19 protein-coding genes are annotated in these 20,800 nt (G+C 71.4%); 12 read left to right on the top strand and 7 right to left on the bottom strand.

Features of this window, described 5'->3' with window-relative positions:
• Window positions 1-59: 59 nt before the first annotated feature.
• Both EQG70_RS10720 and rpsA read left to right on the top strand, forming a co-directional pair.
• The gene (locus EQG70_RS10720; RefSeq protein ID WP_109268784.1) at window positions 60-1,472 is read left to right on the top strand and encodes a GNAT family N-acetyltransferase; all 1,413 of its coding nucleotides are present in this window, start codon (window positions 60-62) and stop codon (window positions 1,470-1,472) included.
• A 172-nt stretch (window positions 1,473-1,644) separates the two neighbouring features.
• Window positions 1,645-3,135 carry a 30S ribosomal protein S1 gene (gene rpsA / locus EQG70_RS10715; RefSeq protein ID WP_035924005.1) on the top strand — a complete coding sequence of 497 codons (1,491 nt, stop codon included), beginning with the start codon at window positions 1,645-1,647 and terminating at the stop codon, window positions 3,133-3,135.
• Window positions 3,136-3,249: 114 nt separating this feature from the next.
• On the opposite strand, the gene EQG70_RS10710 is transcribed toward rpsA, so the two are convergent.
• Window positions 3,250-3,969, bottom strand: coding sequence for an IMPACT family protein (locus EQG70_RS10710; RefSeq protein WP_109268785.1), 720 nt, complete (start codon window positions 3,967-3,969; stop codon window positions 3,250-3,252).
• Window positions 3,970-4,059: 90 nt separating this feature from the next.
• On the opposite strand from EQG70_RS10710, the gene EQG70_RS10705 reads away from it, so the two are divergent.
• The 5 genes from EQG70_RS10705 to EQG70_RS10685 all read left to right on the top strand — a co-directional run bounded on the left by EQG70_RS10705 (window position 4,060) and on the right by EQG70_RS10685 (window position 10,127).
• Window positions 4,060-5,781, top strand: coding sequence for an alpha-amylase family protein (locus EQG70_RS10705; protein WP_109268786.1), 1,722 nt, complete (start codon window positions 4,060-4,062; stop codon window positions 5,779-5,781).
• A gap of 44 nt (window positions 5,782-5,825) precedes the next feature.
• A complete protein-coding gene (gene coaE / locus EQG70_RS10700) occupies window positions 5,826-6,443 on the top strand; it encodes a dephospho-CoA kinase (RefSeq protein ID WP_035924002.1) in 618 nt (205 codons plus the stop codon).
• 137 nt (window positions 6,444-6,580) lie between these two features.
• On the top strand, window positions 6,581-8,338 hold the full coding sequence (locus tag EQG70_RS10695) for a BCCT family transporter (RefSeq protein WP_109268787.1): 1,758 nt from the start codon (window positions 6,581-6,583) through the stop codon (window positions 8,336-8,338).
• A gap of 121 nt (window positions 8,339-8,459) precedes the next feature.
• A complete protein-coding gene (locus EQG70_RS10690; RefSeq protein WP_017832857.1) occupies window positions 8,460-8,729 on the top strand; it encodes a hypothetical protein in 270 nt (89 codons plus the stop codon).
• Between the two features lie 228 nt (window positions 8,730-8,957).
• The gene (locus tag EQG70_RS10685) at window positions 8,958-10,127 is read left to right on the top strand and encodes a hypothetical protein (protein ID WP_109268788.1); all 1,170 of its coding nucleotides are present in this window, start codon (window positions 8,958-8,960) and stop codon (window positions 10,125-10,127) included.
• 103 nt (window positions 10,128-10,230) lie between these two features.
• Here the strand turns inward: EQG70_RS10685 and EQG70_RS10680 are convergent, their stop codons facing one another.
• Genes EQG70_RS10680 through EQG70_RS10670 form a run of 3 tightly spaced genes read right to left on the bottom strand, consistent with a single transcriptional unit; the run spans window position 10,231 to window position 13,099 of the window.
• Window positions 10,231-11,289 (bottom strand): LacI family DNA-binding transcriptional regulator, encoded by a 1,059-nt coding sequence (locus EQG70_RS10680; RefSeq protein WP_208746196.1) that lies wholly within the window; start codon window positions 11,287-11,289, stop codon window positions 10,231-10,233.
• Window positions 11,286-12,074 carry a TIM barrel protein gene (locus EQG70_RS10675; protein ID WP_109268789.1) on the bottom strand — a complete coding sequence of 263 codons (789 nt, stop codon included), beginning with the start codon at window positions 12,072-12,074 and terminating at the stop codon, window positions 11,286-11,288. The genes EQG70_RS10680 and EQG70_RS10675 overlap by 4 nt, the downstream gene beginning before the upstream one ends.
• Window positions 12,071-13,099 (bottom strand): Gfo/Idh/MocA family oxidoreductase, encoded by a 1,029-nt coding sequence (locus EQG70_RS10670; protein WP_109268790.1) that lies wholly within the window; start codon window positions 13,097-13,099, stop codon window positions 12,071-12,073. The genes EQG70_RS10675 and EQG70_RS10670 overlap by 4 nt, the downstream gene beginning before the upstream one ends.
• Window positions 13,100-13,285: 186 nt before the next feature.
• Here EQG70_RS10670 and EQG70_RS10665 point away from each other — a divergent pair, with 186 nt between their 5' ends.
• The 4 genes from EQG70_RS10665 (at window position 13,286) to EQG70_RS10650 (ending at window position 17,760) form a co-directional block, all read left to right on the top strand.
• Window positions 13,286-13,585 (top strand): GntR family transcriptional regulator, encoded by a 300-nt coding sequence (locus EQG70_RS10665; protein ID WP_052132726.1) that lies wholly within the window; start codon window positions 13,286-13,288, stop codon window positions 13,583-13,585.
• A gap of 224 nt (window positions 13,586-13,809) precedes the next feature.
• A complete protein-coding gene (locus EQG70_RS10660; RefSeq protein WP_138976470.1) occupies window positions 13,810-15,306 on the top strand; it encodes a sugar porter family MFS transporter in 1,497 nt (498 codons plus the stop codon).
• 376 nt (window positions 15,307-15,682) lie between these two features.
• Complete coding sequence (locus tag EQG70_RS10655; protein ID WP_109268913.1) at window positions 15,683-16,795, top strand: glycosyltransferase family 2 protein; 1,113 nt, start codon at window positions 15,683-15,685, stop codon at window positions 16,793-16,795.
• Window positions 16,792-17,760 carry an FRG domain-containing protein gene (locus EQG70_RS10650; protein ID WP_109268914.1) on the top strand — a complete coding sequence of 323 codons (969 nt, stop codon included), beginning with the start codon at window positions 16,792-16,794 and terminating at the stop codon, window positions 17,758-17,760. Before EQG70_RS10655 ends, EQG70_RS10650 begins: the two co-directional genes overlap by 4 nt.
• Before the next feature lie 98 nt (window positions 17,761-17,858).
• Here EQG70_RS10650 and EQG70_RS10645 read toward each other — a convergent pair whose 3' ends face one another.
• Window positions 17,859-18,740, bottom strand: a complete 882-nt coding sequence (locus EQG70_RS10645) for a manganese catalase (protein ID WP_031282674.1) — start codon at window positions 18,738-18,740, stop codon at window positions 17,859-17,861.
• Between the two features lie 479 nt (window positions 18,741-19,219).
• On the opposite strand from EQG70_RS10645, the gene EQG70_RS10640 reads away from it, so the two are divergent.
• Window positions 19,220-20,011, top strand: a complete 792-nt coding sequence (locus EQG70_RS10640) for an SDR family oxidoreductase (protein ID WP_109268915.1) — start codon at window positions 19,220-19,222, stop codon at window positions 20,009-20,011.
• Between the two features lie 251 nt (window positions 20,012-20,262).
• On the opposite strand, the gene EQG70_RS10635 is transcribed toward EQG70_RS10640, so the two are convergent.
• On the bottom strand, window positions 20,263-20,469 hold the full coding sequence (locus tag EQG70_RS10635) for a hypothetical protein (RefSeq protein ID WP_109268916.1): 207 nt from the start codon (window positions 20,467-20,469) through the stop codon (window positions 20,263-20,265).
• A gap of 49 nt (window positions 20,470-20,518) precedes the next feature.
• On the bottom strand, window positions 20,519-20,800 hold the full coding sequence (locus EQG70_RS10630) for a hypothetical protein (protein ID WP_109268917.1): 282 nt from the start codon (window positions 20,798-20,800) through the stop codon (window positions 20,519-20,521).

Raw genomic sequence — 20,800 nt, 5'->3', positions numbered from 1 at the left:
GCCGGACCGGCGCCCCGGCCGGCCCGCTCCCCGACCCCACCGCGAACGAGGAACCCACCATGGACCCCCAGCACGACGCTCCGACGACACCGTCCACCCCCGGCACCGTGACCGAGTCCTACTCGGCCGGCGGGCACGACTACACCTTCGCGGAGTTCGGCGTGGGCCCCGGCGGCGTCGCGGCCAACCCGGCCGCCGTGGAGTGGGTACGGGCCATCCGGCAGGGCTTCCACCAGGCGGAGCCGACCGACGAGACCCTCGAGCGCACTCTGTCCTGGATGCACGCCGAGCGGGTGCGGCTGCGGGCGGCGTACCCGCACGCCGTGCCGGAGGCGGCACTCCCCACCCGGCGGCCCGTGGCGACCTTCACCTCCTGGGAGGGCTCGCTCAACGCGGGCCGCGGCCGGCTGCTGCGGGCCCGGCTCATCTCCGAGGTCACCGTGCGGCCCACGCACAGCCGCCGCGGGCTGCTGCGCCGGCTCATGACGGGAGAGCTCGACCGCGCCCGGCGGGACGGCTACCCCGTGGCGCTGCTGACCGCGACCGAGGCCACCATCTACGGCCGGTTCGGCTTCGGCGCGGCCACGTTCAACCGCGAGGTCACCGTGGACGCCACGACCCGCCTGCAGCTCAAAGCCCCGACCGTGGGCAGCGTGGAGATGGCCGACGGCGAGGCGGTGCGCCAGCTCGCCCCCGTGCTCTTCCAGCGCTTCCACGAGAGCTCCCACGGGTCGGTGAGCCGGGTGGCCTACCACTGGCCCGAGTACACGGGGGAGTACGCCATCACCCCGCAGAAGGCGGACCCCGAGGTGCGCTGCGCCGTGCACTACGACGACGCGATGCGCCCGGACGGCTACGTGACCTACCGGTTCGAGCCCAACACCTCCTACCCGCTGACCCTGACGGTGCTCGACCTCGTGGGCGCCTCCCCGGACGTGTCGATCGCCCTGTGGGAGTTCGTGACCTCCCTGGACCTCGTGGACCAGGTCCGCTTCGGCCGCGCCCCCGTGGAGGACCCGCTGGTGTGGGCGATGGCGGACCGGGCCAAGTACCGCGTCACCGCGGAGTCCGACAAGGTGTGGGTGCGGGTCCTGGACCCCGCCGCCGCGCTGGAGGCCCGCCCGTACACCTACCGCGGGCGGATCGTGATCTCCCTCGTGGACTCGATGGGCTACGCCGACGGCGTCTGGGCGCTGGACACCAGCAGCGGCAAGCCCGTGGTCGAGCGGCTGGGCGACCGGCCCCGCACCGCCGACGACGACGCCGGGCGCTCGGTCCCCGCGGTGGAGCTGCCCGACGGGGCCGACGTGGCGATGCGGGTGGACGTGCTCGGGTCCCTGTACCTCGGGGCGGTGAAGGCGAGCACCCTCGCGCAGGCGGGGCTGATCGTGGCCCGGGACGAGGACGCGCTGCGGGACCTGCAGGACTTCATGGAGACCCCGACCGCCCCGTACGGCGTCACACAGTTCTGAGCCCGCGCGGCGCGGCGGGTCGCGTGTTGCGCCCCTTTTCCTCCGTCCGTAGACTGATCCGGTGCGTGCTCTGCACGTGCCCTGTCCAGCAATCCTTCGGAACGGCCGCGGTCCGGCCGGACAATCTCCGTTCCGACTGATCACAAACTATCCCCATCGGAGCCCCTACTACATGACCACCACCACCCCGCAGGTTGCCGTCAACGACATCGGGTCCGCCGAGGACTTCCTCGCCGCTGTCGACGCGACCATCAAGTACTTCAACGACGGCGACCTCGTCGAGGGCACCGTCGTCAAGGTCGACCGCGACGAGGTCCTTCTCGACATCGGCTACAAGACCGAGGGCGTCATCCCGTCCCGCGAGCTGTCCATCAAGCACGATGTCGACCCGGACGAGGTCGTGACCGTGGGTGATGAGGTCGAGGCTCTGGTCCTCACCAAGGAGGACAAGGAAGGCCGCCTGATCCTGTCCAAGAAGCGGGCTCAGTACGAGCGCGCCTGGGGCGACATCGAGAAGATCAAGGAGGACGACGGCGTCGTCACCGGCACCGTCATCGAGGTCGTCAAGGGTGGCCTCATCCTCGACATCGGCCTGCGCGGCTTCCTCCCCGCCTCCCTCGTCGAGATGCGCCGCGTGCGCGACCTCGCGCCGTACATCGGCCAGCAGATCGAGGCGAAGATCATCGAGCTGGACAAGAACCGCAACAACGTGGTCCTGTCCCGCCGTGCCTGGCTCGAGCAGACCCAGTCCGAGGTCCGCTCCAACTTCCTGCACAAGCTCGAGAAGGGCCAGGTCCGCACGGGCACGGTCTCCTCGATCGTCAACTTCGGTGCCTTCGTGGACCTGGGCGGCGTCGACGGCCTCGTGCACGTCTCCGAGCTGTCCTGGAAGCACATCGACCACCCCTCCGAGGTCGTCGAGGTCGGCCAGGAGGTCACCGTCGAGGTCCTGGACGTCGACATGGACCGCGAGCGCGTCTCCCTGTCGCTGAAGGCGACCCAGGAGGACCCGTGGCAGCTGTTCGCCCGCACCCACGCCCTCGGGCAGGTCGTGCCGGGCAAGGTCACCAAGCTCGTCCCCTTCGGCGCGTTCGTGCGCGTCGAGGACGGCATCGAGGGCCTGGTGCACATCTCCGAGCTGGCCCAGCGCCACGTGGACATGGCCGAGCAGGTCGTCTCCGTGGGCGACGAGCTGTTCGTCAAGGTCATCGACATCGACCTGGACCGCCGCCGCATCTCGCTGTCGCTCAAGCAGGCCAACGAGGGCGTGGACCCGGACTCCACCGAGTTCGACCCGGCCCAGTACGGCATGGCCGCCGAGTACGACGACCAGGGCAACTACAAGTACCCCGAGGGCTTCGATCCCGAGACCAACGAGTGGATCGAGGGCTACGAGACCCAGCGCGCCGCCTGGGAGCAGCAGTACGCCGACGCCCAGTCGCGCTGGGAGGCGCACAAGGAGCAGGTCCGGAAGTCGATCGCCGAGGACGCCGAGGCCGCCGCCGGCGGCACGACGAGCTCCTCGTCCTCGTCCTCCTCGTCCTCCTCCTCGTCCGCGCCGGCCCCGACCAGCTACTCCTCCGAGGCCCCGGCCGCCGACTCCGGCACCCTGGCCTCCGACGAGGCCCTGGCCGCTCTGCGCGAGAAGCTGACCGGAGCCTGATCCGACAGGCACCGCCAGGCCGTTCCGCACGGCGCTGACCACGACGGCCCCCACCCTTCGCAGGGCGGGGGCCGTCGTGCTGTCCCCGGGGCCGCCGGACCGGCCGGGCGCCGCTCAGGGCCGGCTGCCGGTGGGGGTGTCCACCCAGTCCGTGCCGACGGGCCGCAGGACACCGGCGCCGGCGGTCAGCGAGGCCACGCGGGAGTGCAGCGCGGCGACGGCCGCGTCGTCGTCGGGCAGGGCGAGGCCCAGCTCCGCGCCGGCCGCCCCGTAGGCGGTGTCCAGGACCGTGGTCCCGGCCGCGCGCAGCTCGTTCTCGATCCGGCCCGCGTCCGCGTGGGAGGCGGGGAGCCGGTAGAGCCGCTGCCGCCGGCGGACCACCAGGGACGCGCCGTCGAGGGCCTGGGACACGGCCTCGGAGTAGGCCCGGACCAGCCCGCCGGCGCCGAGCAGGGTGCCGCCGAACCAGCGGACCACCACGGCGCTCACGTCCGAGAGGTCGGTGACGTCCCGGCCGGCGGCGTCCGTGGCGGTGCGCCGCAGCACGAGGGCCTCGAGCATCGGCAGGCCCGCGGTGCCGGCGGGCTCGCCGTCGTCGGAGGAGCGCTGCACGTCCCGGTCCGGGCCCAGGACGAACGCCGAGCAGTGGTGGCGGGCGTCGTGGAATCCGCGCCGCAGCTCCTCGGCCAGGGCCCGGGCCTCGGCCTCCGTGGGCGCCCGGCGCAGCACTGCCAGGAAGCGGGAGCGCTTGATCTCCAGCTCGGCCACCGCCTCCGTGCCCGCGGCGAGCGTCGTGTACCGGGTCGCGCGGCTGAGCAGGGGGTCCGGGTCCATGCTCCCCACTCTAGGCCGGGCCCCGCGCGCCCTCGACGGGACCGGGACGGGGTGCTAGACAGGGGAGCAGCCGCGACCGAGGGAGCAGACATGCGCATCGCCGACACCTCCGACCTCTGGTGGAAGCAGGCGGTCGTGTACTGCGTGGACGTCGAGCGGTTCCTGGACACGGACGGCAACGGCGTCGGCGACATCGCCGGGCTGGCCGAGAGGGTGGACTACCTGGCGGAGCTCGGCGTCACCTGCCTGTGGCTCATGCCGTTCTACCCTTCGCCCAACCGGGACGACGGCTACGACATCACCGACTTCTACGGCGTCGACCAGCGGCTGGGCAGCTTCGGCGACCTCGTGGAGCTCGTCCGCACCGCCCAGGACCGCGGTCTGCGGGTCATCGCCGACCTCGTGGTCAACCACACCTCCGACCAGCACCCGTGGTTCCAGGCCGCCCGCTCGAGCACGGACAGCCCGTACCGCGACTACTACGTGTGGCGGGCCGACGAGCCGCCGGACACCTCCGGGAAGGCCGTGTTCCCCGACCAGGAGGGCGGCATCTGGACCCGGGACGAGATCACCGGGCACTGGTATCTGCACCGCTTCTACCGCCACCAGCCGGACCTCAACCTCTCCCACCCCAAGGTGCGGGACGAGATCGCGAAGATCGTCGGGTTCTGGCTGCACCTGGGCCTCGACGGCTTCCGCGTGGACGGGATCCCCCAGCTGCTCACGCTGGCGCAGGGCGACGACTTCGAGAACCAGGGCGGGTTCACGGACCCGCACGGGTTCCTGCGCGCGCTGCGCAGGTTCGCCAACCGCCGCAACGGCCGGGCCGCCCTGCTGGGCGAGGTCAACCTGCCCTACCAGCAGCAGCTCGAGCTGTTCGGCACGGAGGACGCGGGGGAGCTGACCATGATCTTCGACTTCGTGGCCATGCAGAACCTCTACCTCTCGTTGGCCCGCCGGGACGCCGGGCCGCTGGCGACCGCCCTGAAGAACCGGCCCCGCATCCCGCAGGACGCCCAGTGGGCCAACTTCGTGCGCAACCACGACGAGCTCACCCTCGATCAGCTCTCCGCGTCCGAGCGGGAGGAGGTCTTCGCCGCCTTCGGGCCCGAGGAGCGCATGCAGATCTACGGCCGGGGCCTCACCCGGCGGCTGCCGCCCATGCTGGACGGGGACCGGCAGCGCATCCGGATGGTCTACTCGCTGCTCTTCTCCCTGCCGGGCACCCCGGTGCTGTACTACGGCGAGGAGATCGGCATGGGCGAGAATCTCGCCGCCGAGGGCCGCATGGCCGTCCGCACGCCCATGCAGTGGACCTCCGGGCGCAACGGGGGGTTCTCCTCCGCCGGCGCCGAGGACCTCTCCGGTCCCGTCGTCGAGGGAGAGTTCGGCCCCGCGGCCGTGAACGTGGCCGACGCCAAGCGGGACCCGGACTCCCTGCTGAACTTCGTCACCGCCCTGGCCCGCCGCTACCGCGAGTGCACCGAGCTGGCCTGGGGGCCCGCCGAGGTCCTGGACCAGCCGCGGCGGGAGGTCCTCGCCCACCGGTGCTCGTGGGAGGGCTCCGGCATCGTGGCGCTGCACAACTTCTCCGCCGAGCCCACCACGGTGCCGCTGCGGCTGCCGGACGAGGAGGAGGGCACCGAGCTGCTGGACCTGCTGGGCAGCGGGACGTGCACCCTCGACGCCGACTCCTCGGCCGAGCTGGCCCTGGAGGGCTACGGGTACCGCTGGCTGCGGGTGCAGCGGGCGCACGGGCCCGGCACGCTGCCGGACGTCATGACCACCGTGGCCGGGGCCGGGGAGGCCTGAGCGCCCGGCGGGGCGCGGCCGGGACCGACCGATAGCATGGTCCCATGCTGACCATCGGACTCACCGGCGGGATCGCCTCGGGCAAGTCCACGGTCTCCCGGCGGCTCATGGAGCTCGGGGCCACCGTGGTCGACGCCGACGCGATCGCCCGCGCCCTGCAGGAGCCGGGCCGGCCCGGCCTCGAGGGGATCGTGGAGGAGTTCGGACCCTCCGTGCTGACCCCGGACGGCCGCCTGGACCGGGCCGCGCTCGGCGCCCGCGTGTTCGCGGACCCGGAGGCGCGCGCCCGGCTCAACGCGATCATCCACCCCCTCGTCCGGGCGGAGGCCGAACGGCTCGCGGCCGCGGCCGGGGAGGACGCCGTCCTGGTCGAGGACATCCCGCTGCTCGTGGAGACCGGCCAGCACGGGCGCTTCGACCTCGTCCTCACGGTCCAGGCCCCGGCGGAGGAGCGCGTGCGGCGGATGGTCGAGGACCGCGGCATGACGGAGGCCGACGCCCGCGCCCGGATCGCCGCCCAGGCCACCGACGAGGAGCGGGCAGCCGTCTCCAGCACCGTGCTGGTCAACGACGGCACCGTGCAGCGCCTGCGCGACCGCGTGGACGCGTGGTGGGAGTGGCACGTGGAGCCGCGCCTGGCGTCCACGCCGTCCCCGGAGTGAGCCTCCGCCTCAGGACGACCACGCGGTAGGGTCGTAGCAACCAGAACGCACCACCGATCCACACGACCGACGCACACAACCGAGACACGGCGGCCGTCCGCTCGTCCGAGGCCGAGGGCAGCCGGGGAAGCACGGCGATGCTGAACAGACTGCACGACTCCCTGCGACTGCGGACCAGTCCCACCATCTTCTTCGGCTCCGCGCTGGTGATCGCCGCGTTCGTGGTCCTGACGCTGGTGTTCACGGAGTTCATGGACGCTGTCTTCGCGGACGGCTCGACCTGGGTGATCGAACAGCTCGGCTGGTTCTACATCCTGGGTGTGACCGTCTTCCTGCTGTTCCTGATCTACCTCATGGTCAGCCGCTTCGGTCAGGTCCGGCTCGGGGCCGACGACGAACGGCCCCAGCACACCAACTTGTCCTGGTTCTCGATGCTCTTCGCCGCGGGCATCGGCACGATCCTGATGTTCTGGGCCGTCGCCGAACCGGTGAACCACTTCGCGAACCCGCCCCGGCAGGGCGTCGAGCCGGCCTCCATGGAGGCCGCCACCGAGGCGATGGGCTTCACGCTCTACCACTTCGGGCTGCACACCTGGACGATCTTCACCCTCCCGGCACTGGCCTTCGGCTACTTCATGTACAAGCGCAACCTCCCGCCGCGGGTGAGCTCCATGTTCCAGCCGCTGCTGGGGGAGCGCATCCACGGGCCGGTCGGGCGGCTCATCGACATCCTGGCCATCGTCGGCACCCTCTTCGGCGTGGCCGTCTCGATCGGGCTCGGCACCATGCAGATCAACAGCGGCCTGGCACGGCTCTTCGGCATCTCCGAGTCGGCGCTGTCGCAGATCCTCATCATCGCCGCCGTCAGCCTCGTCGCCTCGGTCTCCGTGGCCCTCGGCCTCGACCGGGGCATCAAGCGGCTGTCCAACACCAACATCCTCATCGCGATCGCCCTGCTGGTCTTCATCCTCGTCTCCGGGCCCACCGTGCTGATGCTCAAGGGCATGGTCGAGTCCGCCGGCACGTACCTGTCGATGCTCCCGGCGCTCGCCTTCTGGAACGACTCGCTCGCGGACACCGGGTGGCAGAGCGGCTGGACCGTCTTCTACTGGGCGTGGACCATCACGTGGTCCCCGTTCGTGGGCATCTTCATCGCCCGCATCTCCCGCGGCCGCACCATCCGCCAGTTCGTCTCCGGGGTGCTCGCCTTCCCCACGCTGTTCTCCGTCATCTGGTTCGGGATCTTCGGCATGGGCGTGTTCGACATCGAGCTCAACGGCGGGGGCGGGCTCGTGGAGGCCGTCGTCGACGAGGGCGACATCCCCGGCGCGATGTTCGTCTTCCTCGAGAACTTCCCGTTCTCCACCGTCACCTCCGCCGTGGGCGTGCTCATCGTGGTGCTGTTCTTCATCACCTCGATCGACTCGGCCGCCCTGGTCATGGACACCATGGGCAGCGGCCACGAGGAGGAGTCCCCGGTGCACCAGCGCGTGTTCTGGGTCGTCGCCATCGGCCTCATCGCCGCGATCCTGCTGACCGCCACCGGCGCCACCGGGCTCGCCGCGCTGCAGAACGTGGCGATCCTCATCGGCCTGCCGTTCTTCATGCTCGGGTACGTGATGATCTACTCGCTGCTCCGGGCCCTGCGCGAGGACGCCGGGGAGGTGGGCGTCCTGCCCACCCGCCAGTGGCGCCGGGTGCTGCCGCCCGAGGAGTTCCGCCGCCGCACCTCCACCGGCGCCGAGGTGGACGAGGAGATCGTCGTGGCCCCGGACTACGTGCACGGCTCGGAGCCGGCCAACGCCCCGGCCATCGAGCACCCGGAGCAGCCCGACTACGTGCGGGAGTACCGCACGAGCACCGGCTCCCTCAAGCAGATCCGCGACGTCGAGTAGCCGCCCGGACACCAGGGACCGTACGGGCCCACCGGCGTCACACCCGCCGGTGGGCCCGGTCCTTGCCGGCACCCGGGCGCTAGACTGGTGATCACCATCACAGTCGGCAACGGGGGACGTCATGGCGCGGAACAGGCAGAACACCAACCGGGACGGCGAGCAGCAGCACCGCATCCTCGACCGGCTCAACGCCATCGCGATGCGCGTCTACGGGCCGGGGGACCGGCTGGCCCAGGCGCAGGAGGGCGAGAGGATGAGCGAGGCCGCCCAGACCTGGTACCAGGAGGTCCAGGAACACTTCTACGTGGAGAAGGACGAGCACGGCAACGAGTACCTCTACCACCGGGACGACTCCGGCGAGGGCACGAACACCGGCAGCTCGCGCAACTAGAACTCTCGCGAAGGGCGGGGAGCCTCCGGAGGCTCCCCGCCCTTCTGCGTGCGCTCTCCGGACGGGCGGAGGCGACGGGACGGCGCCGTGTCGGGTCAGCGCCCCGAGCCCTGGTCCCCGATAGGCTCCGAGAGCGCCGGAACACCCCTGCCCGGGACGCACCCGCCCCTGCACCGAGAGCGAGCACCTGTCGTGACACCGGATCCCCACCCCGTCTCCCGGACCGCCGTGACCGGAAGTCCGGTCGTCCACGTCCAGAGCGAGCAGCGGGAGGACCTGTTCTGGCGCGGCGCTGCGGTGGTCGGCCTGTTCTTCGTCGCGGCCATCGTCGCGCTCTTCATCGGCGTCCCCGTCTGGCTGATGATCGCGTTCTGGAACCCGTGGCTGCTGTTCACTCTGGTCTTCGTGGCGGCCGGGGTCCTGCTCCTGGTCAGGACGGTGGACCTGGTGCGCAGGGGAGCCTGGCACGCCCGCCACCGCTCGACCTATACCCTGCGCGAGACCGGCATCGAGACGACCGAGTGGAACACCTTCGGCGCCGACGCACCGGTCCGCCGGGCCATCCCGTGGGAGGCCGTGGCCTCCGTCGTGGCCTCCTACCGGATCCTGCGCCGCACGATCCTCGTCGAGAACGGCGGCGGAACACTGACCGAGACGGCCCCCGTCCTGCACATCCTGTTCGACCAGGACGGGAGCCGCCGGATCACGAGCGTCCCCTTCTCCTCGCACAAGGACCCCGCGGTCGACGTCTGGATCGCGGCGCTGCGGAAGCACGGCGTGGAACTGGGCTACACCGCCCGGCCGCTCTCGTGGAAGGGCGAGGCCTACCTCGGCCCCGAGGCCCAGCTCGAGCACCTCGCGACCACCGAAGAGGTCATCCCGTTCCCCGCCACCGGCGGGTGGCTGGACAACACGATCCGGCTGGAGAACCGCTGGCATCAGAACGCCGCGCAGGTCCAGGAGCAGGCGGAGCGCCGGGACCCCGCGCTGCGGGAGGCGCGTCAGCGGCCCACCGGCCGGCACTGGATCCTCGGTGCATGGTTCGCCGGCATGTACGCCCTGAGCGCCGGCTTCCTGCTGCCCTACCTGGTGCAGCACGGGTGGTTGCCCGCCGCCGTCTGGCCGCTGGAGCTCCTCGTGGTCCTGCCGGCGGCCGCGCTCTTCTTCCTGCCGCTGCGCCGTGGCCTGCGCTGGTTCCACGGGCTGGTGTGCTGGCTTCTGCTGGTGGTCATCTCCTTCTCGGTGCTGGTGGGCAGCGTGGAGATGGGGCCGGCTGCCGAGCGGACCGCGATGGTCGGCTTCGGGCTGACCGTCCTCTCCGCGGCCCTGCTGTGGGCCCCGTACCTGCTCGTGCAGCGCAGCGTGCCCCGGCACGACCTCGTCGGGGGCCCCGTGTAGTCCGTTCATCGGGGGACAGGCGGGGTTCCTGATCGGTGCGGAAGGGCCCCGTCCCGCAAGTGCCGCCTGCCCGGTCCTGGGCCGGAGTGGCGAGGGAGCCGCCTCAGGGGGCAGCGGGGACGGGTGCGGTGCTGGTGCGGGTGACCAGCTGGGCGGGGAGCACCACGTGCTCGCCGGTCACCGCGGTGTTCTCAGCCGTCGCATCCAAGCGGCGCAGCGCCAGGTCCACGGCGGTGTGCGCGAGCAGGCAGGGGTCCTGGGCCAGGGTGGTGAGGTCGAGGTAGGGCAGGGACGCCTGCTCGGAGTCGTCGAAGCCGACCACCGACAGGTCCTCGGGCACGCACCGGCCCAGGACGCGGGCCTGGCTGATCACCCCGACGGCGCAGCGGTCGTTGAAGGCGATGACAGCGGTCGGCGCGGGGTCCTGGGCCAGGAGCCCGGTGATGGCGGTGGCGCCGCCGGCCTCCGAGGCGCCGCCGCGCACGATCAGCATCTCGTCGACCAGGCCCGCGGCGGCCATGGTGTCCTGGTAGCCGGCCCGGCGCCTCGCCCCGCCGGCCTCGCGGTCGGCGTCGATGTAGGCGATCCGCCGGTGCCCCAGGTCGAGGAGGTGCTCCACGGCCAGCACCGCGCCGCGGTGGTCGTCGGTGGCCACGCTGTCGAAGGCCGCCGCGTCGAAAGCCCGGGTGACGGAGACGACCGGCAGGGTCGCACTGATCTGCTCGAGGCGGGTCCGTGGCAGGGCGCTGCCCAGCAGGACCAGGGCCTCGCACCGGTCGCGCAGCAGGGCCTCCACCGCGGCGTCCTCCGCCCGGTGCGGTGTGACGGCCGAGAGCACGACGTCGTAGCCCCGCTGCTGGGCGGCGGTGTGGATACCGTCGAGGATCTCTCCGTGGAAGGGCTGCACGGGCTCGAAGGCCACCCCCAGCAGCCGGGAGCGGCCCTGGCGCAGCAGCCGGGCACGTTCGTCGCGGCGGTAGCCCAGCTCGGCGGCGACCCGCAGGACGTGGGCCCGGGTCTCCTCGCTGGCGCCGGGGGCGTCGCGGAAGACGATGGAGACCAGGGGCTGGGAGACCCCGGCCGCCCGGGCGACGTCGCGCATGGTGACGCGGCGCCCGGACGGGTGGCCGGGGGCTTCCCGCCCCGGGGCGTCCGGGCTCACGGGCGGGGAACGGTGAAGGCGTCCCGGAATCGTCTCAGCGCCAGCTCGGGGTCGGCGGCGGCAAAGGCCTCCATCGCAATCACTCCTTCGTATCCGGCCTCGGCCAGGGCGGTGGCCACCCGGGGGAAGTGGATCTCCCCGGTGCCCGGCTCGCACCGCCCGGGGACGTCGGCCACCTGGATCTCCCCCACGTACGGGAGGGCCCTCCGGCACAGTTCTACCAGGTTCCCCTCCCCGATCTGGGCGTGGTAGAGGTCCAGGTTCAGCCGCAGGTGCGGACTGTCCACCGCCGCGACCAGCGCCAGGGTGTCCTCGGCCGCCCCGAAGGGCACCCCCGGGTGGTCGACGGCGCGGTTGAGGTTCTCCAGGGTGAAGACCCGCCCGTGGCGCTCGCCCAGGACGGCCAGCCGCTCCAGCGTGCGGGCCGCTGCCAGCCAGTCCGCCCCGGTGACCACCTCGTGTGGCACCACGGGGAGCCCCTGGGGGTCCAGGCCGGTGCCGTGGACGTTGAGCCGGGGGCAGTCGAGGACCTCGGCGGCGGCCAGCGAGTCCTCTGCGGTGCGCAGCAGTTCCGCCGCCCCGTCCGGGTCCACGAGGGCCCCGCGCACGTAGCCGGTCATCGACCCGAACCGGGCCCCGGTGGCGGCCAGGGCGGGCAGGTCCTTGGTGGTCCAGTCCCAGATCTCCACCTCGAACCCGGCCTCGTGCAGCCGGCGCACCCGCTGCTCGAACGGCAGGTCGACGAAGACCATCTCCGCGCTCGCCGCCAGGGTGAAGCCGCTCATCGGGTGGCTCCCACCGGGTCCAGGCTCACCGGGGCGCCGGTGCGGCAGGACTCGATGCAGCCCAGGGCGATCCGCAGCGCGTCCCGGGCCGCCTCCACGCCCGGACCCGGCGAGAGGTGTCCGAGGGCGGTGTCGGTGAAGGCCTGCAGCTCCGCGGTGTAGGCGCCGCGCATCGACTGGGTGTCGGCGCGGACGGTCTCGGCGGCGATGCCCTCCGGGCCGTAGTAGCGCATGCTCGAGGCCGCCAGGTCCCCGGCGGTGACCATGCCGGCGGAGCCGAAGGCCTCCGCCCGGGTGTCGTAGCCGTAGGCGGCCGAGAAGCTGGCCTCGGCGGTGGCGATCGCCCCGTTGTCGTAGCGGATGGTGACCACGGCGGTGTCCAGCAGCCCGGCGTCCTTGAAGTCCGGGGCCACGAGGGCGTCGGCCACCGAGTGGACCTGTACCGCCCGGGCGGCGGGGTTGAGGAAGTTCAGGGTGTCGAAGTCGTGGATCAGGGTCTCCAGGAAGATCGTCCACGGGGCCACCGCGCCGGGGTTCGCCAGTCCCGGGTCGCGGGTGGTCGAGCGCAGCAGCTGCGGGGAGCCGATCCGCCCGGCCTCGATGGCCGCCCGGGCCTGCGGGAATCCGTCGGCGAAGCGGCGGTTGAACCCGATCCGGAACAGCATTCCGTGGGTTTCGACGGCCTGGTGGACCCGGTCGATCTCCTCCAGCGTCATCCCGGCCGGCTTCTCGCAGAAGATCGCCTTGCCGGCCGCGGCGACCTGCTCCACCAGCTCGGTGTGGAACCGGGCCGGTGCGGTGATCACCACCGCCTCCACCTCCGGGTCGGCCAGCAGCTCTGCGATGTCGGTGTAGGCCGCAGGCACGTACAACGCCTCCGCCAGGCGTGCCGCGGCGCCCTCGACGGGATCGGCGATCGCGACCAGTCGGGCGTTGGGCACGGTGCGGGTGATCAGCTCGGCATGGCTGGAACCGATCCGGCCGGCGCCGATCAGGCCGATGTTCAGGGTACGGGGCTCGGACACGGGATTCTCCTTCAGGTCAGGGTTGGAGCGCGGAAGGGGATGCCCGGGAACGGTGTCCTCAATATGTCCTGACAAACCCTTGGCAGAAACACTAGTACGTATTAGTGTGATCGCCAACACCTCTGCCGAACAAGTTTCCGGCAGCGCGTCGAAGGGCCGAGGCCCGGCCAGAAGAGGAGACCTTTCATGACCGCAACGCTGTTCCTGCCGATCGACAGGAACTCCCCGGTGCCCCTCTACCACCAACTCGCTCTCCTCCTGGAAGGGGTAATCCACAGCGGGGATCTGGCGCCGGGCACCAAGCTGGACAACGAGCTCGAGCTCGCGTCCCGACTGCGCATTGCCCGGGTCACCGTGCGCAGCGCTCTGCAGCATCTGGTCGAGGCCGGCCTGGTGGTACGCACCCCCGGATCCGGCACGCACGTCACCCCGCCCCACCGGTGGGCGCGCCCTCCGGCGCACTCCACGTCGCAGCAGTCGCTGTAGACGTTTCGCGACCGTCGCACCGGATGTCGGGTGCGGCAACCGACCGGAGAAGCCGCGAGCCCGTCCGGGCGGCGAAGCGCATTCCGCCGGCACGCCCGCCGGCCTTCAGCGGCGTCCTGCCTTCTCGGCCGATCCCCGATCCACCCGCACGAACAACCCACCATCCGACCGGTGCCGCACACGGTTCGACCGTGCTTCACGAGGTCATCACCCAAGGAGTTCCCATGTCCCACCATTCTCCGAGCGACAGCCGGGTCGCCCTCCCGCCGTTGACCCAGGGGCCGCACCGGAAACGGCTCGGACTGATCTCGGTCGTCGCTTGCCTGGGCGGGCTGCTGTTCGGCTACGACACCGGCGTGACGAACGGCGCCGAGGGGCCGATGGCCCAGGACCTGGGACTGAACCTGCTCCAGCTGGGCGTGGTGATCAGCTCCCTCATCTTCGCCGCCGCCGTCGGCGCCCTGGTCTGGGGTCGGGTCTCGGACGCCTGGGGCCGGCGCAGGACGATCATCCTGCTGGCCGTGCTGTTCTTCGCCGGCACCGCCCTGGTGGTCCTCACCCCCACACCTGCTGAGGAGGGAACGTTCTCCCTGACCGGGTACACGGTCCTGGTCTGCGGCCGGATCCTGATCGGCCTCGCCGTCGGCGGAGCCTCCACGGTCGTGCCGGTGTACCTGGCCGAGCTCGCCCCCTACGAGATCCGCGGGTCGATCACCGGCCGCAACGAACTGGCGATCGTGTTCGGACAGCTCTCCGCCTTCGTGATGAACGCGGTCATCGCCGTCACCCTCGGCGACGTCGTGGAGGGCATCTGGCGGATCATGTTCGCCGTCTCCGCGCTGCCGGCGATCGGACTGTTCATCGGGATGCTGCGCATGCCCGAGTCCCCGCGCTGGCTCACCGAGAAGGGCCGGTACGACGAGGCCCTGGCGGTGCTGGAGACGGTCCGCCCGGCCGACCGGGCCAAGGCCGAGCTGCAGGAGATCGAGCGCATCGCCGCCATCGAGGTCCAGGCCCACCAGATCGGGCTGAAAGCGGTCCTGACGAACAAGTGGCTGCTGCGGATCATCCTGGTCGGCATCGGGGTGTCCATGACCCAGCAGCTGACCGGCATCAACTCCGTCATGTACTACGGCACTCGTATTCTGGAGGAGTCCGGGATGACAGCGCAGCAGGCCGTGCTGGCCAACATCGCCTTCGGTGTCGTGGCGGTGATCGGTGGCATCATCGCCCTGTACAACATGGACCGGCTCGACCGGCGCAAGACCTTCATCATCGGTTTGAGCCTCACCACGACCTGCCACCTGCTGATCGGGATCGCCGGCAACCTGCTGCCCGAAGGCAACCCGGCCCGCCCGATCGTGATCCTCATCCTCGTGGTCGCCTTCGTGCTCTCGATGCAGACGTTCCTCAACGTCGCCGTCTGGGTGTGGCTGGCAGAGATCTTCCCGCTGCACATGCGCGGGTTGGGCATCGGCATCTCGGTGTTCTTCGGCTGGACCATGAACGGTTTCCTGGCCCTGTTCTTCCCCTCCCTCGTTGCCGCGGTCGGGATCTCGGGCACGTTCTTCCTCTTCGCCGGCATCGGCGTCCTCGCCCTGATCTTCGTGGCCACCCAGGTCCCCGAGACCCGCAACCGCTCCCTGGAGGACCTCGAGGAGGACGTCTCCACCGGGGCGATCTACCAGGTCGCCAAGCCCGCCGACGCCCACCAGTCCTGAGCCCCACAGCGTGACCCCTCGCACGCCGGGGACAGGTGTCCGAGACAGGACAGGTCGCCGTTCTGCTCCCCGTGCAGGAACACCAGCGGGGTCCTGGTGCCGGTGCGGTGCATGCCGGCGATCTCCAGGCGGGGTCCGCACCGTCGATGATCGGTCCAGCGGTCCCGCGCTGGGGGCAGCCGTTCCGCCGTCGGTGCTCGACCGGGCCCGCGACCTCGTGGACGGGGCGCTGCCGTGCGGCATCTTCGCGAGGTGCCACAGGGATCGGGAGCCATTTTCCGCATGACGCCTGGTCTGCCGGAGATGCTTGTGGTTAGGGCGAGGTGTGGTCGAGCAGCCGGCCCGCAGTGCGCTGCTGTCGATGGAGGAAGCTCCTGTGGACCACACCCTGCTCGTGCCGGCCCAGGCCGCCCGCCGCGATGATGCCTCTGCTGAGGCGACTCCGGGCCGCCTCCGCAGGAACACCCCTGTTCCCGGCATCTTGGCCGATGCGCGGTATGTCCTGCCGCTGAAGTGGTCCGACGACACCGGCCTGGACGAACTCGCCCACTACCTGGCCGAGGTCGTCACGTGGATGCCCGTCACCGTCGTCGACGGTTCCGCCGAGAAGCTCTTCGCAGCTCATCGCACGGCGCTGCCGGAGACGGTCGAGCACGTGCGCCCCGATCGGTGGCAGGGGGCCAACGGCAAGGTGGCGGGGGTGATGACCGGTGTCCGCCGGGCGGCCGAGGAACGGATCGTGGTGGCCGACGACGACGTGCGCCACACCCGGGGCACCCTGGAGCGCATCGTGGGGCTGCTGGGGGAGGCCGAGGTGGTCCGCCCGCAGAACTACTATCTGCAACTTCCCTGGCAGGCCCGCTGGGACACCGGACGGACCCTGCTCAACCGGGCTCTGGGCGGGGACTGGCCCGGCACCCTGGGCGTGCGCCGGTCGGCCCTGCTGGACGCGGGAGGCTACGACGGCTACGTCCTGTTCGAGAACCTCGAGCTCGTGCGCATCGTGCGGGCGGCCGGTGGGAGAGAGATCGTGGCCCTGGACGTGCTGGTGGGGAGGATGCCGCCCACCGTGTCCCACTTCCTCGGCCAGCGCGTCCGTCAGGCCTACGACGACTTCGCCCAACCCGCCCGTCTGCTCGCCGAGCTGTCGCTGCTGCCCCTGCTGGGCTGGGCGGTGCGGCGACCGGGGCGGTGCGCGGCCGGAGCCCTGGCCGTGTGCGGGGTGGCCGAGTTCGGCCGACGCCGGCACGGGGGAGCAGCGGTCTACCCGGGGGGCACGGTGCTGTGGGTTCCGCTGTGGGTGCTGGAGCGGTCGGTGTGCGTGTGGGCGGCCGTGGTCGTCCGGGCGCGCGGCGGGGTGTCCTACGCGGGGTCCCGGCTGCGCACCGCCGGGCACTCCCGGACCGCCCTGCACCGGCGCCTGTGCGGCCAGTATGAGGACTCGCTGCTGGTCGACGCCGGCCCCGGACGGCTGCGGGGGCGACGGTGAGCGTGGGGACGGGGGCGGCGGGTGCGTGCCCGGTCATCGAGATCGCCGAGGACGACCTGTACGGGCTGATCGCGACCCTCACCCACAACGACTGGCAGCCCACGGGCGGGAGCCTGCGGATCAACGTGGTCTACCGCGGCCACGCGGTGGCCGACCGGGACCTGGACACCAGTCTCTTCCGGCTCCAGGGCGCCTCGAGTGGGCAGATCGAGCCCCACATCCTGCGGAACTTCCGCAAGTACGCCGCCCGGGACACCTCCCCGGGGGACTCGGACTGGAACTGGCTGTCCGTGGCCCAGCACCACGGGCTGCCCACAAGACTGCTGGACCGGTCGAACTCTCCCTATGTGGCGCTGCACTTCGCCACCGCGGACCCGCGCTGCTACGACCTCCCCGGAGCGGTGTGGTGCGTGGCCTACTCGGCGGTGCACGATCTGCTGCCGGCACCGCTGCGCGAGGAGATCACCGCGCACGCGGCGGGCCTGTTCACCACCGACATGCTGGGGCGGGTCGCGTACAGCATGGCCGACTTCGACCGGTTCCGGGACCAGCACGGGCGGGCGGTGCCGCTGTTCTTCGAACCTCCGTCGCTGGACGAGCGGATCGTGAACCAGGCCGCGGTGTTCTCCGCCATGTCCGCGGCCACGGCGTCCTTGCACGAATGGCTGGGCGAGCACCCCGAGCTCTGCCGGAAGGTCGTCATCCCGGCGGGTCTGAAGTGGCGGATCCGCGACCACCTCGACCAGGCGAACATGACCGAGCGCGTCCTCTTCCCCGGCCTCGACGGACTGTCCCGCTGGCTGACCCGCTACTACGGGCCGCGCCGGGAGCAGGGCGCCAGGGCAGAGGCCGGCCTCACCGGCGATGGGCGACGAGCCGGAGCCGCTCCCGGGCTCTGCCCCGGCCGGCTGAGGGTGGACTTCTCGACCGGACCCTGGGGTGGGGTCCCGTCGCCGGACCGGTGAGAAGCGGCTCCCCGCCCGTGGTGGGGAGCCGCTTCTCGTTGTTCCGTGGGAACGAACGGTGTCCGTCGGTGGGCCTCAGATGCGGACCCAGCCGGCGGCTATTCCTTCTTGAGCTTGTCCTGGATGCTGCCAGCGGCCTTCTCCATGATGTTGGGCTGTTCGGTGGTGCCGTAGAACCGGGCGTCCGGGTGGGTGGGAGGCGGCATCGGCACCCCCGCCATGGGCTGGTCCTGGTAGCCGAACTGCCCGTTGCCGTCCGGCGTCGGCCCGGAGGCCCAGGACCCCTCCGCGGCGGCCGCGCCGTCGGAGAAGTTGTAGTAGTCGTAGGAGAACTCGGTGGCCTCCTTGGCCTGCGGGAAGTTCGAGGGCACCGGCATCTGCTCCAGCCCGTCGGCCTGCAGCTCCTTGACCGCGGCCATCCACTGGTTCTGGTGCATGGTGTCCCGCGCCAGCAGGAACGACAGCATGTCCCGGATCCCCTTGTCCTCGGTCATGTGGTAGAGCCGGGCGACCTGGGTGCGGCCCTGCATCTCGGCGTTGACGTTGGCAGTCATGTCCGCCAGCAGGTTCCCCGAGGCGGTGACGTAGGACCCGGACCACGGGTTGCCCATCGAGTCCACCGGCCGTGCCCCGGCCCCGGCCACGATCGCGTGCTGCAGGTCGGTGCCGCCGATCACCGCCGCAACCGCCGGGTCGCCCTGCACGGCGTCCTCGGTGATGCCCAGCGGGGCCTTCTCCAACAGCTGGGCGACCATCGTGGCGAGCATCTCGATGTGACCGAACTCTTCGGCGGCGGTTCCGAAGAGCAGGTCCCGGTACTTGCCCGGGATGTGGGCGTTCCAGGCCTGGAAGCTGTACTGCATGGCCACGGTGATCTCCCCGTACTGCCCGCCGATCACCTCCTGGAGCTTGCGCGCGTAGACCGCGTCCGGGGCCTCGGGGGTGGACTTGTACTGGAGCTTCTGCTGGTGCAAGAACATGCTGACCTCCGTCATCGGCTGCTGCGGCCGGCGGTGGCGCGGCACACCGCGCCCGTGATTCCCGGCTCTGATCTCCACGCTAGTGATCCGGCCCCCAAAAGGGAAGCCTGCTTATTGAATGGAGGGGGGTATCAGATGAGCTGAGGCCGGGCACCCTGGGTCGTTCCGCCCCGGGGTCTGCGGGCGGTGCAAGGTGGGAGTGGGGCAGGCCCGTGGGCGCGCAATCCGTTGGGGGTCAGCAGTTCGACCGGGCTGAGGGGTCTCGGGGACCCGGGTCGTCCCTGCTGGTCGTCGTGCCCGGCCTGCGGCGCGGGACGGAGCACGACAACTCCGTCACGAGCATCTAAAGTGGACAGTGTGCTGATCATCGGGGCAGCCCGGTGAGCAGCGCGCGCACCGTCCGGACCACTCGACCACGGAAGGACCACGCCATGAGCTAGCCAGAGCAGCAGCAGGAGGTCCCCGGCATCCAGGCCGCGATGACCCCCGTCCCGGACTGCGGCGAGCACAGCTACCGCGGCTCCGGCAAGCTCGCGGGCAAGGCGGCCATCATCACCGGCGGGGACAGCGGCATCGGCCGTGCCGCCGCGATCGCCTACGCCCGCGAGGGCGCCGACGTCCTGATCGCCTACCTCGAGGAGGACGACGACGCCCAGGACACCGCCCGCTGGATCGAGGAGGCCGGGCGTCGCGCCGTCCTGGTCCGCGGAGACCTCTCGGACCCGGCCCACTGCCGGGCTGTCGTCGACAGGGCCGTGCAGGAGTTCGGTCGGATCGACGTGCTGGTCTCCAATGCCGCCTACCAGATGAGCCGCGACAGCCTCGACGAGATCAGCGACGAGGAGTGGGACTACACGTTCCGGCTCAACATCGGCGCCATGTTCCACCTCACCAAGGCCGCCGTGCCCCACATGCCTCCGGGCTCGGCGATCATCGGCAGCTCCTCGGTGCAGTCCGACCAGCCGTCCCCGCAGCTGGCGCCCTACGCGGCCACCAAGGCGGCGGTCGCGAACTTCTCCGCCGGGCTTGCGCAGATGCTGGGCGAGAAGGGCATCCGGGTCAACAGCGTGGCCCCGGGTCCGATCTGGACGCCGCTGATCCCGGCGACCATGCCCGCGGAGAAGGTGGGAGCCTTCGGCGACGACGTACCCCTGGGCCGTGCCGGCCAGCCCGCCGAGCTCGCGCCCGTCTACGTCCTGCTGGCCTCGGACGACGGCAGCTACATCTCCGGCTCGCGGGTCGCCGTCACCGGCGGCAAGCCGATCCTCTGAGCCCGGGTCCACCGCGGAGCGGACGGCCGTGCCGACGGGATCCACCGGGACCTCGCCCACGACCGAACGGCACACGGGGGTGGGCCCGCCGGCCGGGAACCGGAATCCGCAACGCGGGGCATCCGAACGGGCTCCGGCTCTGAAGTCGACGGACGTCGTGTCGGGGAGCCGCCCCGACGGGTAAGCCGGATGTCGTGCCCGGCGGGAGAGTTCTTCGCCAGCACCGAACCGACCCGACCCGCCCGGGGGCGCTACTGCTGGGTGTCCGGGCGGGGGGAGCGTTCGCGCTCCTCCACCGCGGAGCGCACCTCCGGGTCGTCGGTGTCGTCGACCCAGGGCTCGGTCTGGCGGTGCTCCTCCACGTGGTCGGGTTGGATGCCGGCCACCTCGCCGGCGACCTCGTGCTTCATCTGGTCGTCCAGTTCCGCGCTGTGCTTGGTGTTGCCTCGCTCGGCCATGTCGATCTCCTTGCAGGGATGGGACGGCGTACTTCGGTGGGACGGCCCGTCAGGCGTTCCCGTCCTCCTCGAGCAGACCCCGCTGGGCGCGGTCGGCTGCTTCGGAGGCGTCTTCCGGCAGCGGGTCGGTGGCCGGTGGGACCTGCCCGGGCGCGTAGTCGGTCAGCCCGGCGGCCACCCGCTCCTGTTCGGTGGCTGCGGCCAGTGCCTCGTCGTCGAGATGCTCGGGCATCCCGGCGTGGCCCTGGTAGATGGGGTCGGGCAGGGCGTCGCCCTCGGGCTCGAGGACGTCGTCGAGGTCCGGCGCGTCGTCGTTGTTCGGGGTGGTCAT

It is taken from the genome of Kocuria rosea, from assembly GCF_006094695.1.
Classification (GTDB): Bacteria; Actinomycetota; Actinomycetes; order Actinomycetales; family Micrococcaceae; genus Kocuria; species Kocuria rosea.
Note: the sequence above shows the minus strand (reverse complement) of the source record. Positions and strands in the feature narration are given on the sequence as shown.